This window comes from Grimontia indica (genome assembly GCF_000333895.2).
Lineage (GTDB): Bacteria > Pseudomonadota > Gammaproteobacteria > Enterobacterales > Vibrionaceae > Enterovibrio > Enterovibrio indicus.
Window position 1 is genome coordinate 87,920 of the sequence record NZ_ANFM02000018.1, and the last position, 26,329, is coordinate 114,248.

22 protein-coding genes are annotated in these 26,329 nt (G+C 48.0%); 14 read left to right on the plus strand and 8 right to left on the minus strand.

Translation table 11 applies throughout. The features are described from left to right. Window positions 1-106 precede the first annotated feature (106 nt). Both D515_RS11685 and D515_RS11690 read right to left on the minus strand, forming a co-directional pair. Window positions 107-1,855, minus strand: coding sequence for a cobaltochelatase CobT-related protein (locus D515_RS11685; protein WP_002538698.1), 1,749 nt, complete (start codon window positions 1,853-1,855; stop codon window positions 107-109). Beyond that, window positions 1,852-2,835, minus strand: coding sequence for an AAA family ATPase (locus D515_RS11690; protein WP_039849984.1), 984 nt, complete (start codon window positions 2,833-2,835; stop codon window positions 1,852-1,854). Before D515_RS11690 ends, D515_RS11685 begins: the two co-directional genes overlap by 4 nt. A 209-nt stretch (window positions 2,836-3,044) precedes the next feature. On the opposite strand from D515_RS11690, the gene xsc reads away from it, so the two are divergent. From xsc to D515_RS11745, 11 genes are all read left to right on the plus strand, one after another. Further along, entirely contained in the window at window positions 3,045-4,856 is a 1,812-nt protein-coding gene (xsc, locus tag D515_RS11695) for a sulfoacetaldehyde acetyltransferase (RefSeq protein ID WP_002538700.1), read from the plus strand. A gap of 152 nt (window positions 4,857-5,008) precedes the next feature. Further along, window positions 5,009-5,440, plus strand: coding sequence for a nuclear transport factor 2 family protein (locus D515_RS11700; RefSeq protein WP_420835371.1), 432 nt, complete (start codon window positions 5,009-5,011; stop codon window positions 5,438-5,440). A 42-nt stretch (window positions 5,441-5,482) separates the two neighbouring features. Further along, on the plus strand, window positions 5,483-6,934 hold the full coding sequence (locus D515_RS11705) for an FAD-dependent oxidoreductase (RefSeq protein WP_002538702.1): 1,452 nt from the start codon (window positions 5,483-5,485) through the stop codon (window positions 6,932-6,934). A gap of 219 nt (window positions 6,935-7,153) precedes the next feature. Next, window positions 7,154-8,152, plus strand: a complete 999-nt coding sequence (locus D515_RS11710) for a TRAP transporter substrate-binding protein (protein WP_002538703.1) — start codon at window positions 7,154-7,156, stop codon at window positions 8,150-8,152. Window positions 8,153-8,236: 84 nt separating this feature from the next. Continuing rightward, entirely contained in the window at window positions 8,237-8,788 is a 552-nt protein-coding gene (locus tag D515_RS11715; RefSeq protein ID WP_039849985.1) for a TRAP transporter small permease, read from the plus strand. A gap of 39 nt (window positions 8,789-8,827) precedes the next feature. Continuing rightward, window positions 8,828-10,168: a TRAP transporter large permease gene (locus D515_RS11720; protein WP_002538705.1), complete on the plus strand. Its 1,341-nt coding sequence runs from the start codon at window positions 8,828-8,830 to the stop codon at window positions 10,166-10,168. Between the two features lie 98 nt (window positions 10,169-10,266). Beyond that, window positions 10,267-11,298: a phosphate acetyltransferase gene (pta, locus tag D515_RS11725; RefSeq protein ID WP_002538707.1), complete on the plus strand. Its 1,032-nt coding sequence runs from the start codon at window positions 10,267-10,269 to the stop codon at window positions 11,296-11,298. After that, the gene (locus tag D515_RS11730; RefSeq protein WP_002538709.1) at window positions 11,295-12,092 is read left to right on the plus strand and encodes an FRG domain-containing protein; all 798 of its coding nucleotides are present in this window, start codon (window positions 11,295-11,297) and stop codon (window positions 12,090-12,092) included. The genes pta and D515_RS11730 overlap by 4 nt, the downstream gene beginning before the upstream one ends. 455 nt (window positions 12,093-12,547) lie before the next feature. Further along, the gene (locus tag D515_RS11735) at window positions 12,548-12,895 is read left to right on the plus strand and encodes a hypothetical protein (RefSeq protein WP_039849986.1); all 348 of its coding nucleotides are present in this window, start codon (window positions 12,548-12,550) and stop codon (window positions 12,893-12,895) included. A gap of 62 nt (window positions 12,896-12,957) precedes the next feature. Next, window positions 12,958-13,896: a mechanosensitive ion channel family protein gene (locus D515_RS11740; RefSeq protein ID WP_002538713.1), complete on the plus strand. Its 939-nt coding sequence runs from the start codon at window positions 12,958-12,960 to the stop codon at window positions 13,894-13,896. Between the two features lie 784 nt (window positions 13,897-14,680). Beyond that, the gene (locus tag D515_RS11745) at window positions 14,681-16,393 is read left to right on the plus strand and encodes an FG-GAP repeat protein (RefSeq protein ID WP_051997507.1); all 1,713 of its coding nucleotides are present in this window, start codon (window positions 14,681-14,683) and stop codon (window positions 16,391-16,393) included. 33 nt (window positions 16,394-16,426) lie between these two features. Here D515_RS11745 and D515_RS11750 read toward each other — a convergent pair whose 3' ends face one another. Next, the gene (locus D515_RS11750; RefSeq protein WP_002538715.1) at window positions 16,427-17,389 is read right to left on the minus strand and encodes an AraC-like ligand-binding domain-containing protein; all 963 of its coding nucleotides are present in this window, start codon (window positions 17,387-17,389) and stop codon (window positions 16,427-16,429) included. Window positions 17,390-17,644: 255 nt separating this feature from the next. Here D515_RS11750 and D515_RS11755 point away from each other — a divergent pair, with 255 nt between their 5' ends. The 3 genes from D515_RS11755 (at window position 17,645) to D515_RS11765 (ending at window position 21,329) form a co-directional block, all read left to right on the plus strand. Next, window positions 17,645-18,709, plus strand: coding sequence for a carbon-nitrogen hydrolase family protein (locus D515_RS11755; protein WP_002538716.1), 1,065 nt, complete (start codon window positions 17,645-17,647; stop codon window positions 18,707-18,709). 55 nt (window positions 18,710-18,764) lie between these two features. Further along, a complete protein-coding gene (locus D515_RS11760; protein ID WP_002538717.1) occupies window positions 18,765-19,784 on the plus strand; it encodes a phenylacetaldoxime dehydratase family protein in 1,020 nt (339 codons plus the stop codon). Window positions 19,785-20,000: 216 nt separating this feature from the next. Next, window positions 20,001-21,329, plus strand: a complete 1,329-nt coding sequence (locus tag D515_RS11765; protein WP_002538718.1) for an outer membrane beta-barrel protein — start codon at window positions 20,001-20,003, stop codon at window positions 21,327-21,329. Window positions 21,330-21,502: 173 nt separating this feature from the next. On the opposite strand, the gene D515_RS11770 is transcribed toward D515_RS11765, so the two are convergent. From D515_RS11770 to paaB, 5 genes are read right to left on the minus strand one after another with little or no spacing between them, the layout of a single operon-like run. Next, a complete protein-coding gene (locus D515_RS11770) occupies window positions 21,503-23,587 on the minus strand; it encodes a 3-hydroxyacyl-CoA dehydrogenase NAD-binding domain-containing protein (RefSeq protein WP_002538719.1) in 2,085 nt (694 codons plus the stop codon). Window positions 23,588-23,611: 24 nt separating this feature from the next. Further along, window positions 23,612-24,709 (minus strand): 1,2-phenylacetyl-CoA epoxidase subunit PaaE, encoded by a 1,098-nt coding sequence (paaE, locus tag D515_RS11775; protein WP_002538720.1) that lies wholly within the window; start codon window positions 24,707-24,709, stop codon window positions 23,612-23,614. A 15-nt stretch (window positions 24,710-24,724) separates the two neighbouring features. Continuing rightward, window positions 24,725-25,264 (minus strand): 1,2-phenylacetyl-CoA epoxidase subunit PaaD, encoded by a 540-nt coding sequence (gene paaD / locus D515_RS11780; RefSeq protein ID WP_002538721.1) that lies wholly within the window; start codon window positions 25,262-25,264, stop codon window positions 24,725-24,727. A gap of 3 nt (window positions 25,265-25,267) precedes the next feature. Continuing rightward, entirely contained in the window at window positions 25,268-26,026 is a 759-nt protein-coding gene (gene paaC, locus D515_RS11785; protein WP_002538722.1) for a 1,2-phenylacetyl-CoA epoxidase subunit PaaC, read from the minus strand. A 12-nt stretch (window positions 26,027-26,038) separates the two neighbouring features. Then, window positions 26,039-26,326 (minus strand): 1,2-phenylacetyl-CoA epoxidase subunit PaaB, encoded by a 288-nt coding sequence (gene paaB, locus D515_RS11790; protein WP_002538723.1) that lies wholly within the window; start codon window positions 26,324-26,326, stop codon window positions 26,039-26,041. Window positions 26,327-26,329 lie beyond the last annotated feature (3 nt).

Sequence of the window (26,329 nt, forward strand, 5' to 3'; positions counted from 1 at the left end):
ACCCGCCATATATATCAAAATTCTGGAAAATGACAACAAACCATCTTGAAAAATGAAATCCTCTGCCATTTATCCCGCTTCGGCGTTGACGACTAAATCACGGTTTTCATGACCTCCTTTTGCCATCAGATCTTCGTACTGATTCTGCAATCAGTGTGATGACATCGTTGAAAGTCGCACTATCAGGTTGGAAGTCGATGTCTAAGGTTAAATTGAGTGGGTAAAAGCGGCTAAGGTCCACACCCACACCCAGAGCAGTGATGATATCGCCCTGTTTTTCTCGGCTTGCTATGACTTGCTTGAGGTGGTTATCCAAATAGAAGTCGTCATTGGTCAGGTTGGTGGCGGTATCCATCGGACTTCCATCAGATATCACTAGTAACAAATGTCTTGAGGCATCTATCTGACGCGACCTTGCACATGCCCATTCAATCGCTTCGCCATCAATACCTTCACGGAAAATATCTCCCTTCATCAATGCCGCCAGGTTTTTAGAGCCTTGGCGCCAATGTGTTCCAGCATCTTTGAAAATCAAATGGCACACTTCGTTCATTCTGCCTGGCATTGCGTGCCTACCGGTCATTAGCCATTTTTTGTAAGGCCGCCCGCCATTCCAAGCACAGGTTGTGTATCCCAGAACTTCAGTAGGCACGCCACCAATACCTAGTGCCCTGACCAGCCCATCAACGAGATGGATTATGCTTTCCATGTGTTGCCTCATCGAACCTGAGCAGTCAATCAGTAGGGTGACAGCGCTGTCAGGACGTTCAACGAAGTGTTCTTTGATAAATACGCGCCTTTCCATAGGCGATGAGACAACCTGTGGAAGGCGGCTTCCATCGATGTAACCTTCCTCCTCCTCAAATTGCCAGCCGTCGCGCGTTTTTTGGTTTAAACAAAGCAATAGGCGTTTGGATATTTCCCGAAGGTTAAGTCCCAGATGAAGAAAGCGTTTATCAAGATGTGAGCGAAACTCTGCAAGCTGTACTTTTCTCACCAAACTGCATGCGTCGATCTCGGTATCGAATTCACGGTTAAAAACCCGATATTGAAGGCGGTGCATTTCAAATGATTTGCTGTTTCCCCCTGTGACTGAAGAGTAGGTATTGTCGGCTTCTATATCCGTGCTGAGTAACAGGGGAAAAGCACTGAGGATCTGCTCACTCCTTTCATTGTCATCTTCATTGTTCTCACACTCACTCACCATGTTGGACACTTTCTCAGCCAGTGATAGAGCGTGTCGGCCGTAAAATGTTTGATGGTCTTTATTGCGACGAAGACCTGCCAGTTCTGAACCCAGACAGGGTGTGATACCGGCGCGGGTCGCCTCTATTAAATCTTCAATTTCTGGGTCGATGGGCGTTGAAAACAGGCGTGAGCGGACAATCTGTATCACAGTGAAAATTAAGATACCGAGCTTTGATTCCATCAGATTCGTGTGCAATGCGAGCCTGCTCCAAGCGTCAAACCGATAGCGAATATTTTGTTGTGTGCCTGGCTGGTGGTTTCCGCTGAGAAGAGCTTCTGTGCGAAATTGTTCCAGTAGGTCATAAAGCATGCCCGAGACAGGGTCTGCAGGCATGGTTGAGCGGTGAACATCAGCATTGCTAAACAACAGACGCGCTGATATAGCATCAGCACGTCCGCGCTGTGCTTGAGCATCATGGGAAAGATCATGAGTCTGTAAATGAGCGGCCGAGATCGGCACATACACCGCTCCATTGTAAAAACGCTCACCACGAAGTTTGAGCTCCGAGTTGCCCGTTTCCGACCGGATGGTTGCCAGAGTCAGTTCCCGTCTGCGCTGCTGGGCTCGGGTAAAAGGTGCGGGCTCGGGGTGGTGAGCGCGACTCATCTTTCAGCACCCGTTAAAGCGGAGTCTTCCTCTATGACTTCCTCATTAAAACAGCGTTGATAAAGCTCGTTGATGATTGGCCATTCAGCTTCATCACATTTATTGAGGAAGGTGAGGCGGAAGGCAGTTCTAGGGTCACTGAATATTTCACAATTCTCCGCCCACGTAATCACGGTTCGTGGCGACATTAAGGTTGATATGTCACCGGTTGAAAACGCTTTGCGTGTCAGGTTGGCAATCTCAACCATTTGAGCCACCAGCTTTCGTCCGCGTTCTGTGTTTTTTGATGGGACACGCGCAAGAACAATCTTGGCTTCAGTTTCTGGCTTGAGGTAGTTCAGAGTGACAACCAGATTCCATCGGTCGATCTGGGCTTGGTTTAATACCTGAGTGCCATGATACAGGCCCTGCAAATTGCCTAAACCGACAGTATTGGCTGTGGCAAACAGGCGGAATGAAGGGTGAGGCTCTATCACCCGGTTTTTGTCAGTCAGGACAAGCTTTCCGTCTTTCTCAAGTAAGCGCTGAATAACAAACATGACATCAGGTCTGCCAGCGTCATATTCGTCGAGGATCAGCGCAATCGGTCGGGCCGCAGACCAGGGCAGAATACCGTCCTGGAATTCGGTGACCTGCTTTTCGTCTCGGATCACCAAGGTATCTTTTCCTACCAAGTCCAATCGACTGATATGCCCATCAAGGTTAATCCTCATGCAAGGCCAGTTAAGCCGGGCTGCAACTTGCTCAATGTGGGTGGATTTACCTGTGCCATGTAGCCCTTGAATCAGTGTTCTTCGGTTGTGAGCAAAGCCCGCGAGAATCGCACTGGTCACTTCTGGATTGAAGACGTAGTCAGGATCGATTTTGGGCACCAGCTCGCTGGTGCTGGAAAAAGCGGGTACAACTAACTCTGTATCGATACCGAATGTTTCTTTGGCCGACACCTGGATATCGGGTCCTTGCATCATCGTCCTCTCCATTTTTCCTCCGTTATTAAGCCTATAGCGAGCCTTCTTATGTCTTGTTTTTACCAACGAGGCGATTTCTCGCTGGTGAGACTTTCGATATCAAAAATTCCGTTATTTAAATTTTTGGTTGACCAATCCAGAAACATGGCATTAACTAAATTTCAAATTCCGTATAACGAAACATTTAATTCCATAATATGAAATTTAGCAAGGAGAACGTTATGAGTGAATCATCGATGCGCACTGTTGTTGAAGGTCCAACCAAGATGACGCCATCAGAAGCATTCGTGGAAACACTGGTCGCAAACAACGTCACAACGATGTTTGGCATCATGGGCTCTGCATTCATGGATGCGATGGATATCTTCGCGCCTGCGGGTATTCAAATGATCCCGGTCGTTCATGAGCAAGGTGCAGCGCACATGGCAGATGGTTACTCACGTGTATCAGGGAATCATGGGGTGGTGATTGGACAGAATGGCCCAGGGATCAGTAATTGTGTGACTGCGATAGCAGCAGCTTACTGGGCACACAGCCCAGTGGTGATGATTACACCGGAAACAGGAACCATGACCATGGGGTTGGGCGGATTCCAAGAGTGTAATCAGCTGCCAATGTTTCAGGAATTTACTAAATACCAAGGACATGTCACTCACCCAGCAAGAATGGCGGAGTACACAGGACGCTGCTTTGACAGAGCCATGAGCGAAATGGGCCCAACGCAACTGAATATTCCGCGCGACTATTTCTATGGTGAAATCACTTGTGAAATTCCAAAACCTGCCCGTTTAGACCGTGGTCCTGGCGGTGAGAAAAGCTTGAATGAGGCTGCTGATATTCTCGCAGAAGCCAAGTTCCCTGTGATCATTTCCGGTGGCGGCGTGGTAATGGCTGATGCTGTAGAAGAGTGTAAAGCGCTGGCTGAGCGTTTAGGTGCGCCAGTGGTAAACAGCTATCTGCACAATGACTCTTTCCCGGCTTCACACCCACAATGGTGTGGTCCACTGGGCTACCAAGGCTCAAAAGCGGCGATGAAATTGATCGCGCAAGCAGACGTTGTCATTGCTTTGGGTTCCCGTCTGGGTCCATTTGGCACCTTGCCACAACATGGTCTCGATTATTGGCCGCAGAACGCCAAAATCATCCAGATTGACGCTGACAACAAAATGCTGGGATTGGTGAAGAAAATTTCAGTCGGTATCTGTGGTGATGCGAAAGCAGCAGCGGTGGCACTGACTGAACGGTTAAGTGGCCGAGAGCTGGCTTGTGACAGCAATAAAGAAGAGCGTCTTGGCATCATGAAACAGGAAAAAGATGCTTGGGAAAAAGAGCTGGATGAGTGGACGCATGAAAAAGACGCTTTCAGCCTCGATATGATTGAGCACAACGCGAATGAAACGCCATTTTCCGGTGGCGAATACCTCCATCCGCGCCAAGTCCTGCGCGAGCTTGAAAAAGCCATGCCTGAGGATGTCATGGTCTCTACTGACATTGGCAACATCAACTCCATTGCTAACAGCTACCTAAGATTCGAAAAGCCCCGCAGCTTCTTCGCGGCAATGAGCTTCGGTAACTGTGGTTACGCTTTCCCAACCATTATTGGCGCCAAAATGGCAGCACCAGACAGACCCGCTATTTCTTACGCCGGTGACGGTGCGTGGGGAATGAGCTTGGTTGAAACCATGACCTGTGTACGACACAACATCCCAGTCACCGCAGTGGTATTCCATAACCGTCAATGGGGCGCAGAGAAGAAGAACCAGGTTGATTTTTACAACCGTCGATTTGTGGCGGGCGAACTGGATAACCAAAGCTTCGCAGAAATTGCACGTGCGATGGGTGCGGAAGGTGTCACTGTGGATCGTTTGGAAGATGTTGGCCCAGCACTCAAAGCAGCCATCGACAAACAAATGAACGAAGGGAAAACCACCGTGATTGAAATCATGTGTACCCAAGAGTTGGGAGACCCATTCCGTCGTGATGCGCTTTCGACACCTGTTCGCTTCCTAGAAAAGTATCAGGATTACGTTTAACCGCGTGTCGCGAAGTCGACAGCACCGAGAAAGGAAATTCTTTAAATAAAGAGTGAGTGTTTGGCTGAGTGCGCTCGGCCAGACCTCTCTTAAAAATTAACCCGAGACAGATTTCAAAAATAACAAGGTTCAGCTTAAAGCGCTGACCGCGGATGAAAAGGAGTTTTAACGTGAACAACCCTATGACTCAGGCAAAATCGGATTCCATCACCACCGATTTTTTGGACGCGTTTTCGAAAGCGTGGAATGACCACGATGTTGAAGCACTGATGACATTTATGACGGAAGACTGTGTTTTTCATACGGCAGCCGGTAGCGAGCTTCAAGGCACCACAATATCAGGGTTTGATGACGTCCGAGATGCATTTGAGCAAGTGTGGAAAACCTTTCCTGATGTGTGTTGGAAAGATGCAGAGCACACGATTTTATCCGGGAGCAAAGCCATCACTGAGTCTACTTTCTGTGCAACAAAACCTGATGGCAGCCGGATAGAAGCGCGCATGGTGGATGTGTTTACGCTCCGTGACGGCAAGATTGCAGTGAAAAATGCCTTCCGCAAAGACAGACCTGCCTTAGTGGTTTGATTGTTGTTGGGATTCTTGTAGCAATTGATATCGGAGCAAGCAATGGAATCAGCCAGTCAAGAGATATCTGGTGTCGAAAAGGAGCTCTCCCGCTCCCCGACGCCAGCAGTTGATGCTTATGACCCCGCCTACGATCCCCTTGTGGATGCGACGCCAGGAAAAGGTAGGGATTATTCTCCTTCATATTGGATTGGTACTGCGGGTACGCCACCGGAAGACGATGGCCCGCTGCCCGGTGATACTGATGCCGATGTGGTGATCGTCGGTTCGGGGTTTACCGGACTGACCGCTGCTATTTTTCTTGCAGAAAACTATGGCATTAAAGCGACTGTTCTAGAGGCGAACCGCACCAGTTGGGGTTGCAGCACCAGAAATGGCGGTCAGGCTCAATGCGCTTCTGGCCGGCTAAAGCGCTCACAGTGGATAGAGCGATGGGGGTTAGATACGGCGCTTCGCATGCATCAAGAGTGTGTAGATGGCATGGAAACGTTCAAATCGCTGATCAAAGACATCGATTGTGATCCCCAGCCGGGCGGACATCTCTATATTGCGCACCGAGCGAAGGTGATGCCAGGGCTAGTCAAAGAGGCGCAACTGCTTCGTAAAACGTTTAATTATGATGCTCAAATCTTTGATGCCCAGACCGTCAAAGAGCAATACGTCAACGATGTGGAAGCAGCAGGGGCGTTGCATGAACCCGAGGGGATTGGCATACATGCGGGCAAACTGGCCTTTGGTTATTTGAAGAAGGCACGTGCTTTAGGCGTGAAAGTGCACCCTGCAAGCCCAGTCACCGGGTGGGAAACACGAAAGGGTATCCACTACCTTCAAACACCGCATGGCACGGTAAAAGCGCAAAGCGTAGGCATCGCAACGGGGGGCTATACCTCTCAATCGCTGCACCCTCAGCTGAAAAACCGCTTGCTGCCCATACTGTCTAATTCCATGGTAACCCGGCCTTTAACACCCTCAGAAATTGAGGCGTGCAGTTTCAGAACAACGCAGATCATCACAGACACCCGTGTTCTTCGGCATTACTACCGGTTACTTCCTGATAACCGGCTACAGATTGGCTCGCGTAGCGCCATTACCGGTTTTGACGCGCCAAAACAGAAGTATGAGGACAAGCTATACGCGGACATGGTTCGAAAATTCCCTGCTTTACAAGGCATTAGTATCGATTACTCATGGTGGGGTTGGGTGGATGTGAGCCATGACATGATGCCAAGAATTTTTCAGCCAAACGAATCTGAGACCCTCTATTACGCATTGGGTTATGGCGGCAATGGCGTGATGTACTCCGCGCAGGCTGGCAAACGGTTAGCGCAGTGGATTGCGGGTGACACAAAAGACCTCAATCTTCCGATTTTCCAGTCAAAGTTACCTTATCCAAATGTGAGAGAGCTTGTTGAATCCGAATACTTTGCACCGTTTCGAAGGCTAGGGCAGCGATTCCTATACCGTTGGTATCACTTAAAAGACGAAGTGCTTTAGTGATGTAGGCGCATGTATTCGAATCAGAAATTGATAGACGCTCGCTGCAGCGCACCTGCTTGATGGAGCCAAGCATGACGCCAAACCAGCTGTAAACGGAGAATTCAGTTGGTTTGGGACAATAAAACCGAAATCTAAAGCAACGTTTTGCCGCCTGCATTGGGTGGCTAGCACCCGAGGAAAGTCAGAATCAATACACTAATTAAAGAGGTTAAGATCATGAAATTAATTCGTAGTAACGTCCTCGCTATTGTCACCGCTTTCAGCATGGCGCTGACCACTCCGCAGTTATACGCTCAAACATTCAAAATGGCGCTGGGTGATGCTGCTGGTGGTACACAATGGGAACTGGGTAAAACGTTTGCTGAAAAACTCAGTGATAAAACGGGTGGTAAAGCTAAGGTTGACCTCTTTCCCAATGGCCAGTTAGGTACCGAGCAAGATACAGTTAACAATGCAGCTATCGGCTTACTTGATTTCTCTGTGTTGGCCATCAACAACGTGACGCCTTTTTCTCCCACTGTTGGCCTGTTGACGATGCCGTATGTGATTCAGTCAGCTGAAGAGGCGAGACTACTGACGCAAGGCGATATTGGTAAAGAGCTTGTAGAGAACACCATACGTGACGCAGGCGTCAGAATTGTTGGTTGGGCGTATTCAGGTTTCCGCGTTCTCACCAACTCTAAACGTCCTGTCAAAACGCCTGAAGATCTAAAAGGTTTGGTGATCCGCGTTCCCCGAAATGAAATCATGATTGCTTCCTATCAGGCGCTGGGTATTAACCCTACACCCATGGCGTGGTCAGAGACCTTTACCGGCCTCCAGCAAGGTGTGGTTGATGGTCAGGACAACCCTTACATCACTATTTCTGCCATGAAATTCAATGAAGTACAGAAGTACGTGACCAATATCCGTTACATCTTCTCGATGGAGCCCCTCATCATCAGTGAGTCGGTCTTCCAGGACCAATCACCCGAAATGCAAAAGGCGATTTTAGAGGCGGGTCAGGAAGCGACGGTACATAGCTTTGAGTTTCTTAAAGATACCGAAGATCGCATCAAGAAAGAGCTGGTAGCAAAAGGCATGGAAATCGCCGAACCGGCTGATAACGAGAAGGAATGGATTGAGAGTGTAACAACTGTTGTTTGGCCGAAATTCTACAGCAGTATCGGTGGTAAAGAAAAACTGGATAACGCACTGAAACAGCTCGGTCGATAATCGAGATACCCGTCGGGCACGGAACGTGTCCGACGGGTTAGCTATTGAACTCACCCTTGAAGCCTGAACGTTGAGAGTAAGAGCATGTCGATAATGTTACCAGTGCGTCGTCACCTAAACAGGATTGAAGAATACATCTGCTGCTTGTTTCTGGCGGTATTTGTCACGCTTTTGTTTACGCAGATCTTGGTTAGACAGTTTTTCCAATACTCCATTCCTTGGGGTGATGAAGTCGCGACCTATTTATTCGTTTGGTTTACCTATTTAGGTGCTGTTGTCGCAGCAAAAATGTCTGCTCATAACCGAGTCTCTTTCCACTTTAACTACTTTCCACCCATCGTAAAAACCGTCTGCGAGACGATCGCCGATCTGCTCTGGATTGCTTTCAATCTGTATTTTGTTTACCTGAGTTATGACTTTGTTTTCAACAAGATGAACTTGTTTTGGAAGTCTCAAACCACCGGTATCCCAATGAAGTACATCTACATGATTCTGCCCATCGCGTTTTTGCTGATGTCGATACGGATTCTATGGAATGTCATCGATCGCTTAAAAGGTATTGAACACGATGACCCAGAGGCAGAAGAGATCCGCAAGCTCAGCGAAAAAAAGATGGATATTCCCAAGCTGCCATAGGCCCGGCGGTGAAAAGATAGCGAGAAGGGATTCAACCTTATGGAAGCCTATTTAACACTCATTTTATTTGGTGGTTTTTTAGTTCTGCTGGTGCTTGGGGCACCTATCACCGTTTCTTTGGCTGGCGCATCGATGGCGGCCTACCTGATTTTGGATAAAAACCCTATTGCACTGGTGCAAATCGCATTCACGTCTGTCGGGAACTTTCCACTGATGGCACTGCCATCTTTTGTTTTGGCCGGAGCCTTGATGGAGGCCTCTGGTATATCACGCCGATTGGTCGATATTGCAGAAAACATGGCAGGCCCGGTAACAGGCGGACTTGGTGCCGCAACGGTTTTTGCCTGTCTTTTCTTCGGTGCGATATCCGGTTCAGGGCCAGCGACCACGGCAGCAGTGGGCATGCTGATGATTCCTGCAATGGTAAAACGCGAATATGAAGCAAGCTACGCGTCAGCGGTGACTGCCGCAAGCGGCGGCTTAGGAATAATCATTCCTCCGTCCATACCTATTGTCATCTTCGGTATCTCTGCGATGGGGTTGATGGCACCGCCAGAAGCGATATCCCTGCATGGCGAGTTTGATACTGTCTCCATCCCCAAATTGTTTATTGCAGGTGTTGTTCCCGGACTGATCATGGCGACAACCCTGATATTGACCAACTACTACATCTCAAAACGTCGTGGCTACAAAGGCTTGATGGAGTCCTGGTCTCTTCCTGACATCAACCACTCGTTGCGTCGGGGTGTTTGGTCGATTCTTGCGCCATTTCTGATACTGGGCGGGATCTATAGTGGCATTTTCACGCCAACCGAGTCGGCGGTGGTGGCGATTTTCTACTCGCTATTTGTGGGGTTCTTTTTACATAAAGAACTGAAATTTAGGAATGTGCTTAAGTCTTTGACCACCACAACATGGATAACCGGCCGTGTTCTTTTGATTCTCTTCGCTGCCACGGTTTTCGGGCGTCTTCTTATCGAGCAGCGAATTCCGGTTCATGTGGCTGATGCGCTATTGAGTGTCACGGACAACATGTATCTGGTTTGGGCATTGACCATCATGTTACTGCTCTTTATCGGCATGTTTATGGAAACGCTGGCGGCGATAATGATCATTGTGCCTGTCCTACTGCCCATCATGTACATGCTAGGCGCGGATCCAACGCATGTTGGGATCGTGGTGATTTGTACCTTATCCATTGGCTTTGCGACGCCGCCATTGGGAGAGAACATTTTTGTCGCGTCCGGTATCGGCGGTTCGAGCGTCGAGCAAATTACTTCAAGAATTCATCCCTTCGTTTTTGCCTCTGTGCTTGGCGTGTTTGTTATTGCCTTCTTCCCACAACTCACCCTATGGCTTCCTTCGCTGGTGGGCTCATAAAGAGGAGTAGACAAACGAAAGCTTTGTTTAGAGATATTCGGATGAAATCCCATAGGGATATTGGGTTTTGAAAAGTGACGTTAAGAGAGCAGTAAGTGATGAAAGCACTAAACAATATTATTGAGAAAGCGAAAAAGTTGGACTCAAAAATTGTGCTATGTGAAGGCGATGATAAACGGATTCTCATCGCCGCCGCTCAGGCTCAACAAGACGGAATTGCAAAGGTCGTTTTGGTTGGTGAAAGAGAAAAACTACAACTGGCCGCTGACGAAGCTAACGTTCGACTGGATGATTTTGAGGTGATTGAACCTCAATCCAGCCCGCTCACCGCCTCTCTGTCGGAGTTGTATCTCGCGCTTAGGGAAAAGAAAGGCATCACGCCTACGCAGGCGTTGCAAGAGACGCTTAAGCCACTCAATTTTGCCAACCTTATGGTGGCCAAAGGACTCGCAGACGGCTCAGTCGCTGGGGCAGTGCACACAACGAAAGATGTCGTTCGCAGCGCAATACAAATCATTGGATTGGATGGCACCAGCACGATTGTGTCCAGCTTCTTTCTGATGATGCTGTGCCAGCCCTTCCACACCTTGAAAGGAGGACTGATTTTTTCAGATTGTGGGCTGGTGATTGATCCCTCCGACGAAGAACTGGCGAGCATTGCTATTGCAGCAGCGAAGAATGCAGAAACCTTACTCATGGAAGAACCGAAAGTCGCGATGTTGTCTTTTTCAACCAGCGGCAGTGCACAGCACGAATCGGTCAGCAAGGTCGTCAGGGCATCTCAACGGGTAAAGCAGCAGTTGCCGGACATTGCTATCGATGAAGATATCCAATTGGATGCGGCGATTGTCGCGGATATCGCGAAGAAGAAACTGCCTAACTCCAACGTAAAAGGGAAATCGAATGTCCTCATTTTCCCTAACCTGGAGGCGGGCAACATTTGCTACAAGCTGGCAGAGCGTGTTGGAGGAGCGGTTGCGATTGGTCCTTTGTTGCAAGGCTTGGCAAAACCAGCGAATGACTTATCGAGGGGTTGCAGCGTGGATGACATTGTTAACGTTATCGCGGTGACGGTCGTACAAAAAGAGATAAACAGCTCAGTTGGCTACTCCAATGCGAGGAAATTATGAATCATATTAACTATATAGACTCACTGTCTGCCTTTACGGCAGCGGTTGAAAATATCACCGAAACTAACAAAACCATGCTGTTTCGAGGTCAGCCTAATATCCGCTGCAAATTGCTCCCTCAGGCGGCTAGGGGTCATACCAAAACCGTAGAAACGGAAGCCAAGATGTTAGCGCATATCGCAGAGTATGGCCGGGACTACATCGACATTGATAATCCTTCGACATGCCACTTACTGATGAAAGCACACAACGCCGGCTTGGAAACCCGTTTGTTGGACTGGACGATTAATCCTTACGAGGCGCTATGGTACGCCTGTCATAGTTCAGGATCTCAGCCTCTTGTTTATGTACTGAACACGGAGAGTATTCCGCAACTGGGTATGGACGATGATCCTTTTGCGATTACGCAAACACACATCATGCCTGTCTACGGGAAAGCCGCAGACAAAAACAAACGGCTAACTGTGCATGCCTCCACCCTTATTCAGGGTCGTCCTCAATTCACGGCGTTGGAGGAGGAAGAAGGAATGCATTCCGCGTTGACTGAGCTTCCGATCATGCCAGATCTAAAAGTGAAAATTATTCAAGAGCTTAATGAGTTTGGGGTCAATGAACACTCTATATACAACAACCTGTTCGGGCTGTGTCGCCATGTGAACTTAATGTACGACAACAACCCATACGGTTGGATGCCTATGGATAACCGTTCTGCTGGTGCCGAGATGCAGGGCGAGGTAGGTGAGAGTTTGCAGCAATTTAAGAAAAAGTACGTATCTGATTTTGATTTCGACTGAAAGACTTGAGTCTCGTTTTCTCTCCTCAGAATAACCCTCTAGCCGCTGACGACAGTCAGGGGCTAGAGGCAGCCATCTTTATATCCAAACAACCTGAAGAAGCTTGTATTCAGAGATCATCAATGTATTCAATTCGATGCAAATTTCACATGGAATAGTGGTTCTATTTACCCATGATTTAACCAAGAAGTGGGCGCATTGAGGCCCTCCCTTCGGACGAGCCGTGCTCATTGTTGTTCCTTATTGATGGAGATGGCTACACCTACAAAAACGCTGCGATCACAACCCCAGTCAATCTCGCTGCTTCCTGCATCTTCGGGTTGTTTGGGTATATAAAATGTCGCGATATCGATATCTAACTAGTGCAGTCCGACACTGCACTGGTGTTTGCCTTTCTTCACACCTAACATGCAGTAAATCAACAAGTGCAGTTCGACATTTGAAAGGTGAGGGAAGTGAGAAAGACGGACAAAAAAATAGATAATTCGCTTAGACATGCGCTAACACGAGTCTGTGATACTGCCCAATCGGAACATCAAGGATTCGAGTGGCTGACCCATTTTGTTAACTATGATCGATTCCCTAATTCGCTTTCTATCGTATGTATTTTTGACACTCAATCTAGCTTGGCCCAAGCCAACCAGGAACACATTCGCCGTCTCATCAAAGATGTGCTGGCTTCCATCGATATCAAGCTGAAAGATATTGGCAAGCACGTATATTTTGATACCGAAGAAAGCTGCGAAAATGACGATAACGGTAAATGGAACGTACGTTTCCAAAAACAGGGTTGGCAGTACTAAATAGACAGCAAAGCAATACATGCGGCTAGTTTAAATTAACGGCAAAAAGGGATTGGAGTGAGATGGTGTTAGATAACCTTTATATTTACCTCGGCACAGTCAGTGTGGTGGGGGTTGCTGTTATCTGGTGGGCGACATCGGCCTTATTGAAGTCAAAGTCTAATAGGGAAAAACGACTAAGACGCCTGAAGAACTTTAACAGTGTTCAGACATCCTTACCCAAAGCAGAAGGTCAGATTGGGGAGATTGATGCGGCAGTTGAAAAAATCGAAAACCGTTTTTCGATTATCCGAAAGATCACCTTTTTCTTCATCTTTATCGTGTTAGGTCTCGCATTATCGCTGCCATTTCTGAATTCGATGCCAGCAGCAATGGTTTCGCTAATGGTTGCTGTTTCCACCACCGTTCTCGGCTTTGCCGCAAAACCTGTGATTGAAAATATTATTGCGGGCGTCGTACTTTCTCTTTCCAAAGCGATCCGTGTCGGAGATACGGTCGTGATTGAAGATCAATATGGAACGGTGGAAGACATTAGCCTTAACCACACGATTATTAAGCTCTGGAACTGGAAGCGACTAATTATTCCAAGCAGCAAAATGCTCTCTCTGGAGCTGGAGAGTTTTACCTATAACGACACTTATATCTGGGTGCATGTGGAGTTTTACACTTCTTACGAAAATGATTTAGAGCTTGTGCGGCAAATGGCCATTGAGTCCGTTCAGAGCAGCAAGCATTTTATCTCCCAAGAATCACCAGATTTTTGGGTGATGAACCTTGATAAAGATGCCTACCAATGTTGGGTTGCAGGTTGGACAAATTCCGCGACAAGGGCTTGGAACCTTGCCAGTGATATTCGCACGGGGATTGCTGTACGATTCCAAGCAGCTGGAATTAAGACACACAATGTTCAGGTAAAAATGGAGCCACGCGCAAAATCTTCAGAGGACTCAAGTGAGTTGCATACATTAAGCCGTTCTAACCGTGTTGGTGGCGTTTCCTGAGCCTGCTATTTGTGTATATACCCAAACAACTTTGGGGTGAAGGAATCGCAAGGTTGACTGGCGTTGTGATCGCGGCGTTCCTTTGCAGATGTAGTCATTTCCATCAAAAAGGAACAACAAAGAGCACGGCGTCAGTCAACTCGCCCGAAGGTAGGCCTTCAATGCGCCCACTTCATCGTTAAATCCCACGGAAATAGAACGACTTTTCCTCGTGAAATTTGCCTCGAATTGAACGCATTGATGACCTCTGAATTCGCGTATCCTTAGGTCGCCTAAGTATACCCATCCGTCGTTCTTACCTTTTCACTGATCATTTTAATTTGTCTTTATTTTATACAGTCTTTCGTTCCGTAATATCAATGTGAGATTAAGTACGAATAGTCTTTTATCTATCGTTTTATCTAAGTTGTTATTTTTTATTTTATTTATTATGTTTTTTCTGTAAATGGTACTTCGTTCTTCATTTTTTGTAGAGAATATTGGTCATAACTATTTATTTTATTTCAATGAAAAAATTAATTTTATTTAGTCTAGTATAAAGGTGTTGGATATTTTTCTGTCAGTTAATTATTTGTTGTATGAGTATTCTTTTTTCTTGTATGGTTTTATTTGCATTGATTATTGGTTCCTCTGAATACTTGTATGGGTAGTAAGTTTGGAGGCGGAGATGAAGTATTTAAAAGGTATTTTTCTGTGGAGTACATTAGTCTTTCTGAACGGGTGCAATATAGACTATGTATTTGATTCAGGAAGTGGAGCTTCGGAGTCGATAACGTCACCGACAATGTCACCGCCATCAGCATTTAACCTTCAGTCATTGTCTGCTTCTGTTTCCTCGGGGGGAGGTTCTTGCCCGATTACTTTCTCTTGGGATGCTGCTGAAGGTGCTTCGAGATATACGGTTTGTCGAAAAGACGAAACGCAACCTGATAACTGCGAATCGATGGGGGTTGTATCCGGAACAACGGCAACTATCAATGTCACTGGCGCTCTCAAAGATCACCTCTCTGAATTTTTCGTAAAAGCCAGTAATGAAGTTGGGAGTACACTGTCTAACGAGTTATCTTTGTCACCTTCAGACATTACCGCGTTAATCACTTACATCAAAGCATCTAATACGGATATTGACGACAGTTTTGGTCGGCCTGTGTCCCTATCATCTGATGGGTCGACACTGGCAGTGGGTGCGTATTCAGAAGCCTCTAGCTCGTCAGGCATAAACAGCACACCTGACAATCTGGCAGCAATAGCAGGAGCTGTATATGTTTTCCGATATTTGGATGGGCACTGGGCAGAGCAAGCCTATTTGAAAGCGTCAAACAGTCAGGAGGGGGACAGATTTGGTTGGGCTCTCGCATTGTCAGCAGATGGTAATACAATTGCAGTTGGCGCCTACGCAGAGGACTCTTCCTCCAGTGGTGTTAACAGTATTCCGAATGAGTCAGCAACATTATCGGGCGCTGCTTACATTTTCCGTAATGCTGGGGGGAGCTGGAGTGAAGAGGCATACATAAAGGCTTCTAACCCGGGTGCTAGCGACTACTTCGGCTGGTTTGTGACCCTTTCATCTGATGGCAACACCCTTGCGGTGGGGGCATATGCGGAAGACTCGTCAGCCACTGGCGTTAACAACGCAGAAAACAATTCGTTATATAATTCAGGGGCTACGTATGTCTATCGTTTTACCGGAGGCAGCTGGGCGCAGGAAGCTTACATCAAAGCCTCAAACCCTGACGCGTCTGACTATTTTGGCTATTCGGTATCTTTGTCAGGGGATGGCAACACCCTTGCAGTGGGGGCTACTTGGGAGGATTCAGATACAACAGGGATTAACAGTACCCCCAACGATTTGCTGAGTGCCGCTGGGGCTGCCTATGTTTTTCGCTACTCTGGCGGTGTCTGGTCGCAGCAAGCCTATGTGAAAGCATCCAACACAGGGATTGGTGATCGATTCGGTTGGTCGGTCTCCTTGTCAGGCGATGGCAATGTAATGGCAGTGTCCTCAAGATATGAAGACTCGAGTACAATCGGTGTTGACAGCGTACCCGACGAAGGTGCGACAGACGCAGGCGCGGTCTATATCTTCCGCTATTCGGGCGGAAACTGGGGTCAAGATGCCTACATTAAAGCATCGAATACCGGTGCAGGTGACTATTTCGGTTGGTCTGTTGATTTATCTTCTAGCGGTAACACACTTGCAGTAGGAGCTCGGGAAGAAGACTCTGGTACCTTGAGTATTAACAGCACGCCTGATGAAGGGGCTGTAGATTCCGGTGCAGCCTACATATACCGTTACGAGAACGCTATTTGGGCCCATCACGCGTATTTAAAATCACCTAATACTGGGGCTGGAGATAATTTTGGCGTGTCGGTGAGTCTTGGAAAAGACGGAGACATGCTTGCAGTGGGCGCATTTCTTGAGGATTCAAGTACCACTGGCGTTGGAAGCACACCTGATGAGGGAGCAAGTAACGCGGGTGCGGCATACATTTTTTAAGTGGGAATGAGGCACGAATGCTGTTGCGCCTAGTTATAATTTGCTTTGTCTGTAATCTCTGGGTGAACAACCGAATTGGTCTCGGAAGGTGCGAGAGAAATGTTGAAGGTTGTTCTGCCCCCACTTGAATGCGATTTCACTGATCCCCGCTTTTTGAAAGCGCTCATCCACTAGATCACTGGCGATTTTCTGCATTCTGCTCTCTCGGATAAAGCCACATACCGTTTCTCCATTTTTCGTAAACACTTCGCTAAGGCGACGTACTGACAACCCCAGGCTTTTCGCAATGTCTTCACGGTTAAGGCTGGCATCTTGCAGGTTTGTGAGAATAAAAGACTTGGCGCGAATCAGCAGTTGCTGCTCTGGCTGAGACAACTCGAGACGAGAGCCTCGGAGTGGTGCTAATGACGTGGCGATCAAATCTATCAATGTCTCTTGCAACAGGAGTTTACAGTCCGTGGTTTGGCTGTCGATAAGCGAAGAAATATTTAACGCCGTCGTTGCCACCAAACTGCCTAGTTGAGATGTCCCGTTGACGGGAATTGCCGTGAGCATATTGGCGTCAGGGAGCCGGCTTAATAGTGCCTTCTTTGGAAACTTGATGACTAACTGTTTGAAGTCTTCTTCGAGGTCAATGGAGTAGGTTTCTGTACTGCTATACAGAGTAAAATCGTAGCGGGATAGTGGAGCCGCACGGCCACATTGTTCGATAACAGAACGGTTGTTAAGTTGAATACTTAACAGGAATTCGGCTTCTGATGTGCGCCCAATGTCTTCCGCACGCCTGATGACCTTGTGTTTCGACCCAGACACAAAGGAAAGGTCAATAACGTCATGTTTGGAGAGTTCAATTCTTCCTTTAAAGTCTTTTCGAGATAGAGCTTCACATCCTAAGTTGACATAAGCATCGCACACCGACTCCCGCCAAAAAGCGAACTTTTCGCTAGGTTGGCAATGGCTTGTGTCATAGGTAAACCTTTTGACGGTACTACTCATCCGTGTGCTCTCTTTTAAACCCTACCTTTATGTTGTAACACCAAATGCAAAATTGACACTGTCTCAAATGTGAGTCGGTTTGGCCGCTGCCTTTTACGACAACTAAGGCCGCCTTCTTACGCAAGCAATCCTCCCGTTCGCCTCTTAGTGTTTTAGAAGCCCGCCGTAAGGCTCTGGTTTTCATCATTTGCCAGACATCACTTATGAGTGGGTGGCTAAAACCACATTACTACACGCGAAGAAGGAGAACGCGCGATGTCGGAAGTATTTAAAGTGGCTGCGGTACAGGCAGCACCATCTTTTTTAAATCTCGCAGAAGGGATACAGCGAGCCGAAGCGTATATCGATGAAGCCGCTTCCAAAGGGTGCAAGTTGGTGGTCTTCCCGGAAACCTGGCTTCCAGGTTATCCCAATCATATCTGGTTAGGCCCAGTTGCATGGCAGATGCAATTTGTAGGGCGTTATTTTGACAGCAGCATTGAAGCGGGCAGCGAGGAAGACAAAGCCATTGCTGAAGCGGCTCGTCGAAACAATATTCAGGTTTCGATCGGTGTGAGTGAGCGTGATGGCGGCAGCCTGTATATCTCGCAGTGGCACTATGGCGAAGATGGCGAAATTATCAGCCGTAGAAGAAAACTCAAACCTACCCATGTAGAACGCACTGTGTTTGGTGAAGGTGATGGTAGCGACCTGGCAGTAAAGGAAACGTCAATTGGCCGCATTGGACAGCTTTCCTGTTGGGAGCATCTTCAGCCACTCTCTAAGTATGCGATGTACGCTCAGAATGAACAGATCCATTGCGCGGCATGGCCGAATTTTTCCCTCTATCGTGGAATGGCCTATGCCCTTGGCGACGTAGTGAACAACGCAGCCAGCATGATGTATGCCGTGGAAGGTGGCTGTTACGTTATTGCGCCATGCGCCACGGTGAGCAAAGCGCAGCAGGAAATGCTTTGTCAGGGTGATCCCGAAAAAGAGGCGATGTGCCAGATCGGGGGTGGTTACACCAAAATCTACGCGCCGGATGGGCAGTCTATTGGTTCTGAAATTGGAGAGACGGAAGAGGGCTTAGTGATTGCAGATATTGACCTCAGCATGATCCCTTATGCCAAAGCTGTCGCTGACCCTGCGGGCCACTATGCGAAGAAAGATGCTACACGTTTACTGATAGATCGTGAAAAACGACGTGCAGTTGTAGAAGTTACAGACCTTGATGCGTCAAAAACGGCAATGTCAGAGCTGGCAACAACGGGGCAGGAGGAAGCGGTTGAAGTTGTGAGTGAACGTTCTTCATTGTTGCACCGACTTAAACCTTGGTAAGGCCTAGACAACCGATGTCACCAATTTGAAGTCATAAGCACAAGGAGTACTCACCATGGCGAATAATACAACCAACAGAAAACTGCCTCTGAAGATGCCACCGGATTGGGAGCCACCCGTACCAGCATGGAGTTCGGTATTTGCCGAAAACCAACAAGACGTCAGCATGTGCATTATAGGGTGTCAGCACAAATCTGATGCTTACATCAGCGAGTTTGTTGGTGCACTGAATGGCCTCGCTAAAAACGCGGATGTTTGCGATTTTGCAACCTGCGAAGACAAAGATGGGCTCAGCCAAACCATTGCGATTATCTATTGGATGGATGCGCAAGCCTGCGCAGATTGGCTGCACAGCGATGTTGTGACCTTATTCTGGGAGTTATATTCGGATGACAAGTGGGGGTTTGGGATTTTCAGGGAGGTGTTCAATGTACCTTTTGAACGTCTTGAGACCCTGTTCTCTGGCCCGGTACACAATCATGGCTTTAGTCAGATACGCAAGGACATCGAAGGCCCTATTCAACGTCATGGCTATTGGGGAGGGATGCGGGATCGTATTCCGCTCTCGGCTGAAAACCCTTTTGAAGCGCATCAGACTTTGGAAGTGATTGAGCAACAGGGAAATCGTGTTGTGGTTCGTGCACATGAGAACCTTTGCATTATCCGATCTGGTCAGGATTGGAGTCACACTACGGGTACCCAAAGGGAAGAGTACCTAAATCAAATTGAACCAGTGCTTAAAGCGGGCATGAATTTCCTGCGTGATGAAGGTGATGAGGTCAATTGTTATAGCTGCCGTTATATGACGCAGTTTTTGCCCTTTAAAGGCAAGCAGGAGTGCACGTTTGGTCTTGCCTTCTTCCGCACGATGTCAGACTTAGAGGCATGGTCTGAAAGCCATCCTACTCATGTAGCGATATTTAATACTTTCCTTGAAATTGCACCCAAGTATGGACCTGATCTTCAGCTACAACTTTGGCACGAAGTATCTGTATTACCAGCTGGCTCTCAGTATGGGGAATATATTAATTGTACTGAAGGAACGGGTTTATTAGCAGGCGTTAAATTGTCATAGATGTATAAGTTGGACAATTCTCCTTAATTTTGAGGATTGTCCAACTAGGCTCCAGTGTCCACTCTATTTAAATAATAAAAATAATCCCATGAATCTCCGTTTTTGCGGGGACTGGTTTCGTCTATTTGTTCTTTTAGTTGGCTAATAAATGAATTTAAAAATCAAGGAAAATTATCACCGCTAGATGTGATAATTAAACCATCAAAGGAAAGCAGTATGAGATTAACAAGGAATATATTGGGACTTTCAGTCTCTTTGGCATTAATGGTACCTACAGTGGGGTTAGCGAATGCTGAACCTGCTGGCGGCTCGCTGTTTCGTGCAGCGACAAACAACGCGCTAGATGAATATGAAATCACTGTCGCAGGCTGGGCAGAAGCGACGGCACTTCATGCTTCAGACACGATTGGCGATGGCAATATCAGCAACGGTGCCTTTTTAAACCAGAAAGACGGTGTAGGCCTAAACCAAATCGGCTTAATGTTGTGTAAGGGCATGGGTTGTTTGCCGACTGGTGCTTTTGCACCGGCTCAGAACGTCTTGAGTCGGGTAGGTCCATTCCCAGGTCCGGTTGGTGAAGCGCGTATTGATTTCAACGTGACAGCTATGTACGGCCAGGATATTCAGTTTTTCCGTACTGCAGGCATTGACGACTACACCTTCGATAACGATGACGACAACAAACTCGCCATTCCGCAGTTTTACATTGATGCGTACCTGCCAGTATTAGATGGTATGACATTGATGGTAGGTAGCTTCTTCACTTTCATCGGCAATGAAGTCGGTGCTCCTTTTACGCCGCCTAACTGGTTTGTCACGCACACTTACGCCACGCAACATGGCCCTTCAAAACACGTTGGTGCGCTTGCCAGCATCAAAGTACCGACGGATGAAGACTTTGGGCTTTTGAGCTTTGATGCCGGTCTGGTGGCGGGTTGGAATAACTGGGATGAAAAGCGTCCAACCTTTATCGGTGCAGCGCGCTGGCGTAGCCCGGATTTAGCAACCTGGTTAGATTTCGAGTTTATCTACGGTGATGGCGAAGGCGATGCATTTGGCGCTGCCAAAGGCGGTTCACCCTACATTGCTGTTAGCTCTACCGATGAGAAGCTCGACCGTTTTCACTCTTCTACCACGCTGATCCAAACTGTCAATCCAGACCTGCAGTTGGCTGCAGAGTTTGTTTATGGCTTTCAGGAAGGTGGCGATGTAGCAGCGGCACCTGTATTTATCACTAAAGACAGTGACTGGATGGGGTTGAATCTGGGCGCGAGATATAAACTGGACGATAACCTCTTCTTCGCAGCCCGTGCCGAATGGTTTGATGATGAGAATGCAGCGAATGTGCTATGGAGTTCAGTAGGGGCAACAGGTGGTGATGTTTACTCCCTTACTACTAACCTCGACTGGAGTGTGAATCAGCACTTAAAGATCCGTCCTGAACTTCGCTATGACACCTATAAAGGCAATGGTGCGGGACTGTTTGCTGGTGGGACATCAGACGATCAATTTATCGCACTGCTCAATGCAGTTGCTTATTTCTAAGTCTTCCGTTTAAAAATATAGGAAAGCTCTACTGATTAATCCCTAGCAATTGGTACTTACCATTTAGTACACGCCTAGTATTTGGCCTTAACGTTAGTTAAGGTCTTTTTTAGGCATAAAAAAGCCCGCAAATTAATGCGGGAAAAATAGAGTTGCTAGTGCGTAAGATGAATTTAAATAGTTTCTAATTTCTCAGAAGGTTGCCACCATGCTTTATTTGTTTCACGGTAAAGATAATTGATGCTTTCAATCGTGTTACTTATTCCTGCTGCTTTGGCGTAATACATTGGACCACCTCGAAAACGGGGGAATCCGTAGCCATTTAGCCAAATGGTATCTATATCTTCACTGTTTCTGGCAATTCCTTTTTCTAATAAATTTGCCCCTTCATTGACCAAAGCAAGCACCAGTCTGTTCTGAATTTCCTCATCACTGATTCTTCTGGCTTCAATGCCTAAACGTTCTGCTTCAATAGCAATCAGTGCCATTGTTGTTGGGTCATTGGTTTTCTTACCATTTTCATAACGGTAAAAGCCCACACCCGTTTTTCGGCCGAGTCGTCCATGTTCAACCATGGTATCGGCTGCGAGAAAGTAGGCAGGATCATCGTAAATCGGTGGGTACTCGCGGCGCGCTTTGTAGGCGATATCGATACCGGACATATCGTTCACTGCCAACGGTCCCATCGCCATGCCCCAGGATTCCATCGCCGAATCTATTTGTTCCGGGCTTGCGCCTTCCAGCAATAGCATATTGGCTTCCCGGCCGTAAGCGGCATACATCCGGTTGCCAACAAATCCAAAGCCAACTCCAACACAAACCGGTACTTTGCCCAGTCGCTTGGCTGTCTTCATGACTGCACTGACAGCTTGTTCGGATGTCGAACGGGTTTTGACCACCTCAACCAGTTTCATCACGTTAGCGGGGCTGAAAAAGTGCATGCCGATGACTTGCTTGGGTCGGGTGGTAGAGGTGGCTATCTCGTCAATGTCCAGATAGGAGGTATTGGTCGCGAAGATGGTCGACGGCTTACAGACTGCATCTAAAGAAGAGAAAATGATCTTCTTCACCGACATTTTTTCAAATGCTGCTTCGACCACCAAATCAATATTGGCAAGGTTGCCATAATCACTGGTGCCAGAAATCAGCGAGAGGGCATGTTCTTTTTGCGCTTCTGATACCCGGCCTTGATCATACATTTTCTGATATTGGTGACGAATGCGCTCTAAACCCAAGACGCACAGATCTTCATTGGTTTCCACTAAAGTGACGCTGTAACCACTATTTGCAAAAGCGATGGCAATACCGGCGCCCATTGTGCCTGCACCAATGACGGCGACCGATTGAATATCGTCGTCAGACGTCGATTTGGCATAGCCGGAAGCTGCTTGTTTTTCAGCAAAAAAGGCATAGCGCATGGCACTGGATTGTTCGGAATCCCGGCAGGCCAGAAACAGGGTTCTTTCCAGGGCCAAGGCTTCGTCAAAGGGGAGCTTAGTCGCGGCTTCAATGGCATCAATGGCTCTTTGAGGAGCGAGCTGGCCTTTGGCTTTTTTGGCGAGCTTTTTACGCCAGCTTTCGAAGATATTTTCTTCGAAAAAATCCGGAATATCCCGCTTGTCCGGTGCAACAAAGACATCGTTAGCTGTGCGTTGGGAGAAAAGAGTCGCTGCTTGGTTAACCAGAGAGGCGTGCTCGGGTAGCGGTGACGATGCTTGCCCTAACTTGCCGTCATCGACCTTCATATCGATAAGATCCGTTAGGGAATCTGTCGATACCATCTTGCCGGACGTGATCATGGAAAGGGCCTTCTCTACACCTACATAACGGGGTAACAGCTGAGTGCCGCTGGCACCCGGTATAAGGCCGAGGTTCACTTCGGGCAAGCCAACCTTTGTGCCTATCATGGCAACCCGGTAGTGGCAGGACAGCGCCAATTCGAAACCGCCGCCAAGCACGGTGCCATGAAGTGTAGCCGTCACGGGTTTCACACTGTTTCGAATCGCATGCAACACATCAGGAAGGTGAGGTGTTTTGGGCATTTGGCCGAACTCTTTGATATCAGCGCCGGCAATAAAGGTGTTGCCGTCACAACCAATCACAATGGCGGAAATATCTGGATTGGCATTTGCCTGTTCCAGTCCGGCCAAAATGCCAGACCGTACTGAATGGGAGAGGGCATTTACCGGTGGGTTGTTTACCCGGATTACCCCAACCCCATCCTCAATGAGAAGACTCACGGTGTCAGAAAGAAGCATAATTTTTCCTATCCTTGGTCGAAATCATCGCTGATCGAAGTCAACTGTCACATCATCAGTAAGAGGGTGCGCCTGACAAGTCAGGATGTAACCTGCATCGATCTCGTGTTGTTCAAGGCCGTGGCTGATGTCCATCTCGACTTCGCCTTTCACCAGCTTGGCTTTACAGGTGGAGCAAACACCGCCTTTGCATGAATAGGGGAGTGACATGCCATTATCGATGCCTGCATCGAGAATGTTTTCACCCACAGTCGCCAGCTTGAAGGTGATAGAGCGCCCATCAGCGGTGACGGTCACTTTGCTCATTTTTTCCTCGCCATAGTTGGCGACACGCTGTTTGGCTTTTTCCAGTGCAACTTGCGCATCTTCAGACGATGAGGAGAAAAGCTCATAGTGAATTTGGTCATCAGAAAGCCCCTCAATACGGAACCCTCTGGAGACTTCCGCCATCATGGATTCAGGGCCACAGATAAAGGCATGGTCGGTGCTGTTGATATCAATCAGGCGATGTTTTTGCAGTGCGGCACCTTTCTTCACGTCAATGTGGCCGGATAACAGGTCTGAGCCCTGATCTTCCTGACTCATGATGTTTATCCAACTGAATCGGGTCATGTAGCGGTTTTTCAGATAACCCAGGGTGTCAGCGAACATCATGGTGTTGCTCTGACGATTGCCGTAAATCAAGGTGATACGGCTATTGGGCTCCTGAGAAAGTACGGTTTTGATGATCGACAAAATCGGCGTGATCCCGCTTCCGACGGCGATGCACATGTAATGATGCTGGTTAGATGCATTCAGCTCTGTATAGAAGCTGCCTTGTGGCGGCATGACATCAACCGTAAGACCTGCCTCAAACGTGTCATTGGCGAAGTTGGAAAACTTACCGCCATCCACGCGTTTGATCGCGACTTGTAACAGGCCTTCATCGGCACCGGAACAAATCGAGTAAGCACGTCGTACTTCTTCCCCATCTATGTTGGCGCGCAATGTGAGAAACTGCCCTTGAACAAAGCGGAATGTCTCAGTCAGCGTGTCAGGAATATCGAAAGTGACGCACAAAGCAGAGTCAGTCTGGGGCTGCGTATGTTTTATTTTTAATGAATAGAAATTGGTTTCGCTCATGGTCAATTCCCTTTACTACAAGCATTTAAAGAAATCGAAAGGCTCATGACAGCTCTCGCAACGGAATAGCGCTTTACAGGCTGTTGAGCCGAATTCGCTGATCCTTGTTGTGTTTGATGAGCCGCAGTGAGGGCAGCGCACTCCTTGCTCGGGCGTCAGTCGAAGGCAGCTATCAGGTGCATCTGAGGGCGGCGCAATACCATATTCCCTCAGCTTTCGTTGGCCAGACTCGGACATGTCGTCGGTTGACCAAGGAGGGAAAAGCACGGTGTTGACTTCAACGCTGCCATAACCGGCTTCAGACAGGAGAGTCAGGATATCTTCCTTGATCGTCTCCACCGCCGGACAGCCGGAATACGTGGGGGTGATGGTGACAAGGAGCTTACCGTCCTGTTCGCTGACATTACGTAGGATCCCGATATCCCAAATAGAAAGCACCGGGATCTCAGGGTCAGCAATTTCGTCCAGCAACTGCCAAACGTCTGGCAGTGTAGACTCTGCCCGCATCTTCACCCGCTCAAACCGGGCATGTGGTGTTACTGGGATGGTTTCCATAGCTCACCACTCACAACCTGGATAAGCGCGGTGTACGCTTTGCATCACGCCTAACAAATGACCGAGATGTTCCGTGTGATAGCCTTTTCGGCCTCCACGCACTGCCCATTCATCAGCTGGAACCTCAAGCGTGGCTTCTTCCAAAACGCGGCTTAACTGGGCGTCAAAACTGGCTTTAAGATCAGAAGTATCCACGGCTATGCCGGCGGCAACCAATCGCTGTTCTGTGTCGTCCGGCTCAAATATCTCTGGGATATAACCCCACAAATCGTTGAAGGCGGTCTGCATGCGCTGGTGGCTTTCTTCAGTGCCGTCCCCGAGCTTGATGGTCCAATCCTTACTGCGCATCAGGTGATAACGGGTTTCTTTAATCGACTTATGAGCAATCGCTGACAACACTGGGTCGTTGGACTCCAGCAACTGTGTCATAAACAATTGGCTGTATATGTCGACAATAAGTTGCCTTGCCATGGTGAACGCAAAATCCCCGCGGGGAAGCTCGTTGATGAGGTGATTGATGTAATCACGCTCTCCGCGAAGAAAGGCAAAATCATCTTCGCTTTTCTCACCGTTGGTCAGTTCTGAGGCATAGCCATAAAACATGCGGGCGCGGCCAATGTAGTCCAGTGCGACATTACCCAGTGCAATGTCCTCTTCCAGAAAAGGCCCATTGCTCGCCCACTCGGACAAACGGTGTCCGAGCGTTAATGCGTCATCGCCAAGGCTCAACACGTAGCGGAGCAAATCTTGTTGTTGTTCCATTTTCATGCCTCCTTACATGTTGCCGACTTCTTTCGGAAGTGGGTAATAGGTGGCGTGGCGGTACGGTTTGTCGTCTGACGGGTCGAAGAAAGCTTCGTTGTCATCTTCCTGTGAAGCAGAAATATCGGCCGAGCGAACCACCCATATGCTCACACCTTCACTTCGGCGCGTGTAACAGTCTCGTGCATATTGCAGAGCGTGTGCGGCATCTTCCGCGTGAAGACTACCAACGTGCTTATGGTCAAGGCCGCGCTTACCGCGAACAAAGACTTCAAACAGTTCGAGATTTTCCAGAGTCATCGC

What these genes read in the sequence shown, in the direction of transcription:
- D515_RS11685 (WP_002538698.1), bottom strand. Translation starts at nt 1,855, where the DNA reads ATGAGTCGCGCTCACCACCCCGAGCCCGCACCTTTTACCCGAGCCCAG.
- D515_RS11690 (WP_039849984.1), bottom strand. Translation starts at nt 2,835, where the DNA reads ATGGAGAGGACGATGATGCAAGGACCCGATATCCAGGTGTCGGCCAAA.
- xsc (WP_002538700.1), top strand. Translation starts at nt 3,045, where the DNA reads ATGAGTGAATCATCGATGCGCACTGTTGTTGAAGGTCCAACCAAGATG.
- D515_RS11700 (WP_420835371.1), top strand. Translation starts at nt 5,009, where the DNA reads ATGAAAAGGAGTTTTAACGTGAACAACCCTATGACTCAGGCAAAATCG.
- D515_RS11705 (WP_002538702.1), top strand. Translation starts at nt 5,483, where the DNA reads ATGGAATCAGCCAGTCAAGAGATATCTGGTGTCGAAAAGGAGCTCTCC.
- D515_RS11710 (WP_002538703.1), top strand. Translation starts at nt 7,154, where the DNA reads ATGAAATTAATTCGTAGTAACGTCCTCGCTATTGTCACCGCTTTCAGC.
- D515_RS11715 (WP_039849985.1), top strand. Translation starts at nt 8,237, where the DNA reads ATGTCGATAATGTTACCAGTGCGTCGTCACCTAAACAGGATTGAAGAA.
- D515_RS11720 (WP_002538705.1), top strand. Translation starts at nt 8,828, where the DNA reads ATGGAAGCCTATTTAACACTCATTTTATTTGGTGGTTTTTTAGTTCTG.
- pta (WP_002538707.1), top strand. Translation starts at nt 10,267, where the DNA reads ATGAAAGCACTAAACAATATTATTGAGAAAGCGAAAAAGTTGGACTCA.
- D515_RS11730 (WP_002538709.1), top strand. Translation starts at nt 11,295, where the DNA reads ATGAATCATATTAACTATATAGACTCACTGTCTGCCTTTACGGCAGCG.
- D515_RS11740 (WP_002538713.1), top strand. Translation starts at nt 12,958, where the DNA reads ATGGTGTTAGATAACCTTTATATTTACCTCGGCACAGTCAGTGTGGTG.
- D515_RS11745 (WP_051997507.1), top strand. Translation starts at nt 14,681, where the DNA reads ATGTCACCGCCATCAGCATTTAACCTTCAGTCATTGTCTGCTTCTGTT.
- D515_RS11750 (WP_002538715.1), bottom strand. Translation starts at nt 17,389, where the DNA reads ATGAGTAGTACCGTCAAAAGGTTTACCTATGACACAAGCCATTGCCAA.
- D515_RS11755 (WP_002538716.1), top strand. Translation starts at nt 17,645, where the DNA reads ATGTCGGAAGTATTTAAAGTGGCTGCGGTACAGGCAGCACCATCTTTT.
- D515_RS11760 (WP_002538717.1), top strand. Translation starts at nt 18,765, where the DNA reads ATGGCGAATAATACAACCAACAGAAAACTGCCTCTGAAGATGCCACCG.
- D515_RS11765 (WP_002538718.1), top strand. Translation starts at nt 20,001, where the DNA reads ATGAGATTAACAAGGAATATATTGGGACTTTCAGTCTCTTTGGCATTA.
- D515_RS11770 (WP_002538719.1), bottom strand. Translation starts at nt 23,587, where the DNA reads ATGCTTCTTTCTGACACCGTGAGTCTTCTCATTGAGGATGGGGTTGGG.
- paaE (WP_002538720.1), bottom strand. Translation starts at nt 24,709, where the DNA reads ATGAGCGAAACCAATTTCTATTCATTAAAAATAAAACATACGCAGCCC.
- paaD (WP_002538721.1), bottom strand. Translation starts at nt 25,264, where the DNA reads ATGGAAACCATCCCAGTAACACCACATGCCCGGTTTGAGCGGGTGAAG.
- paaC (WP_002538722.1), bottom strand. Translation starts at nt 26,026, where the DNA reads ATGGAACAACAACAAGATTTGCTCCGCTACGTGTTGAGCCTTGGCGAT.
- paaB (WP_002538723.1), bottom strand. Translation starts at nt 26,326, where the DNA reads ATGACTCTGGAAAATCTCGAACTGTTTGAAGTCTTTGTTCGCGGTAAG.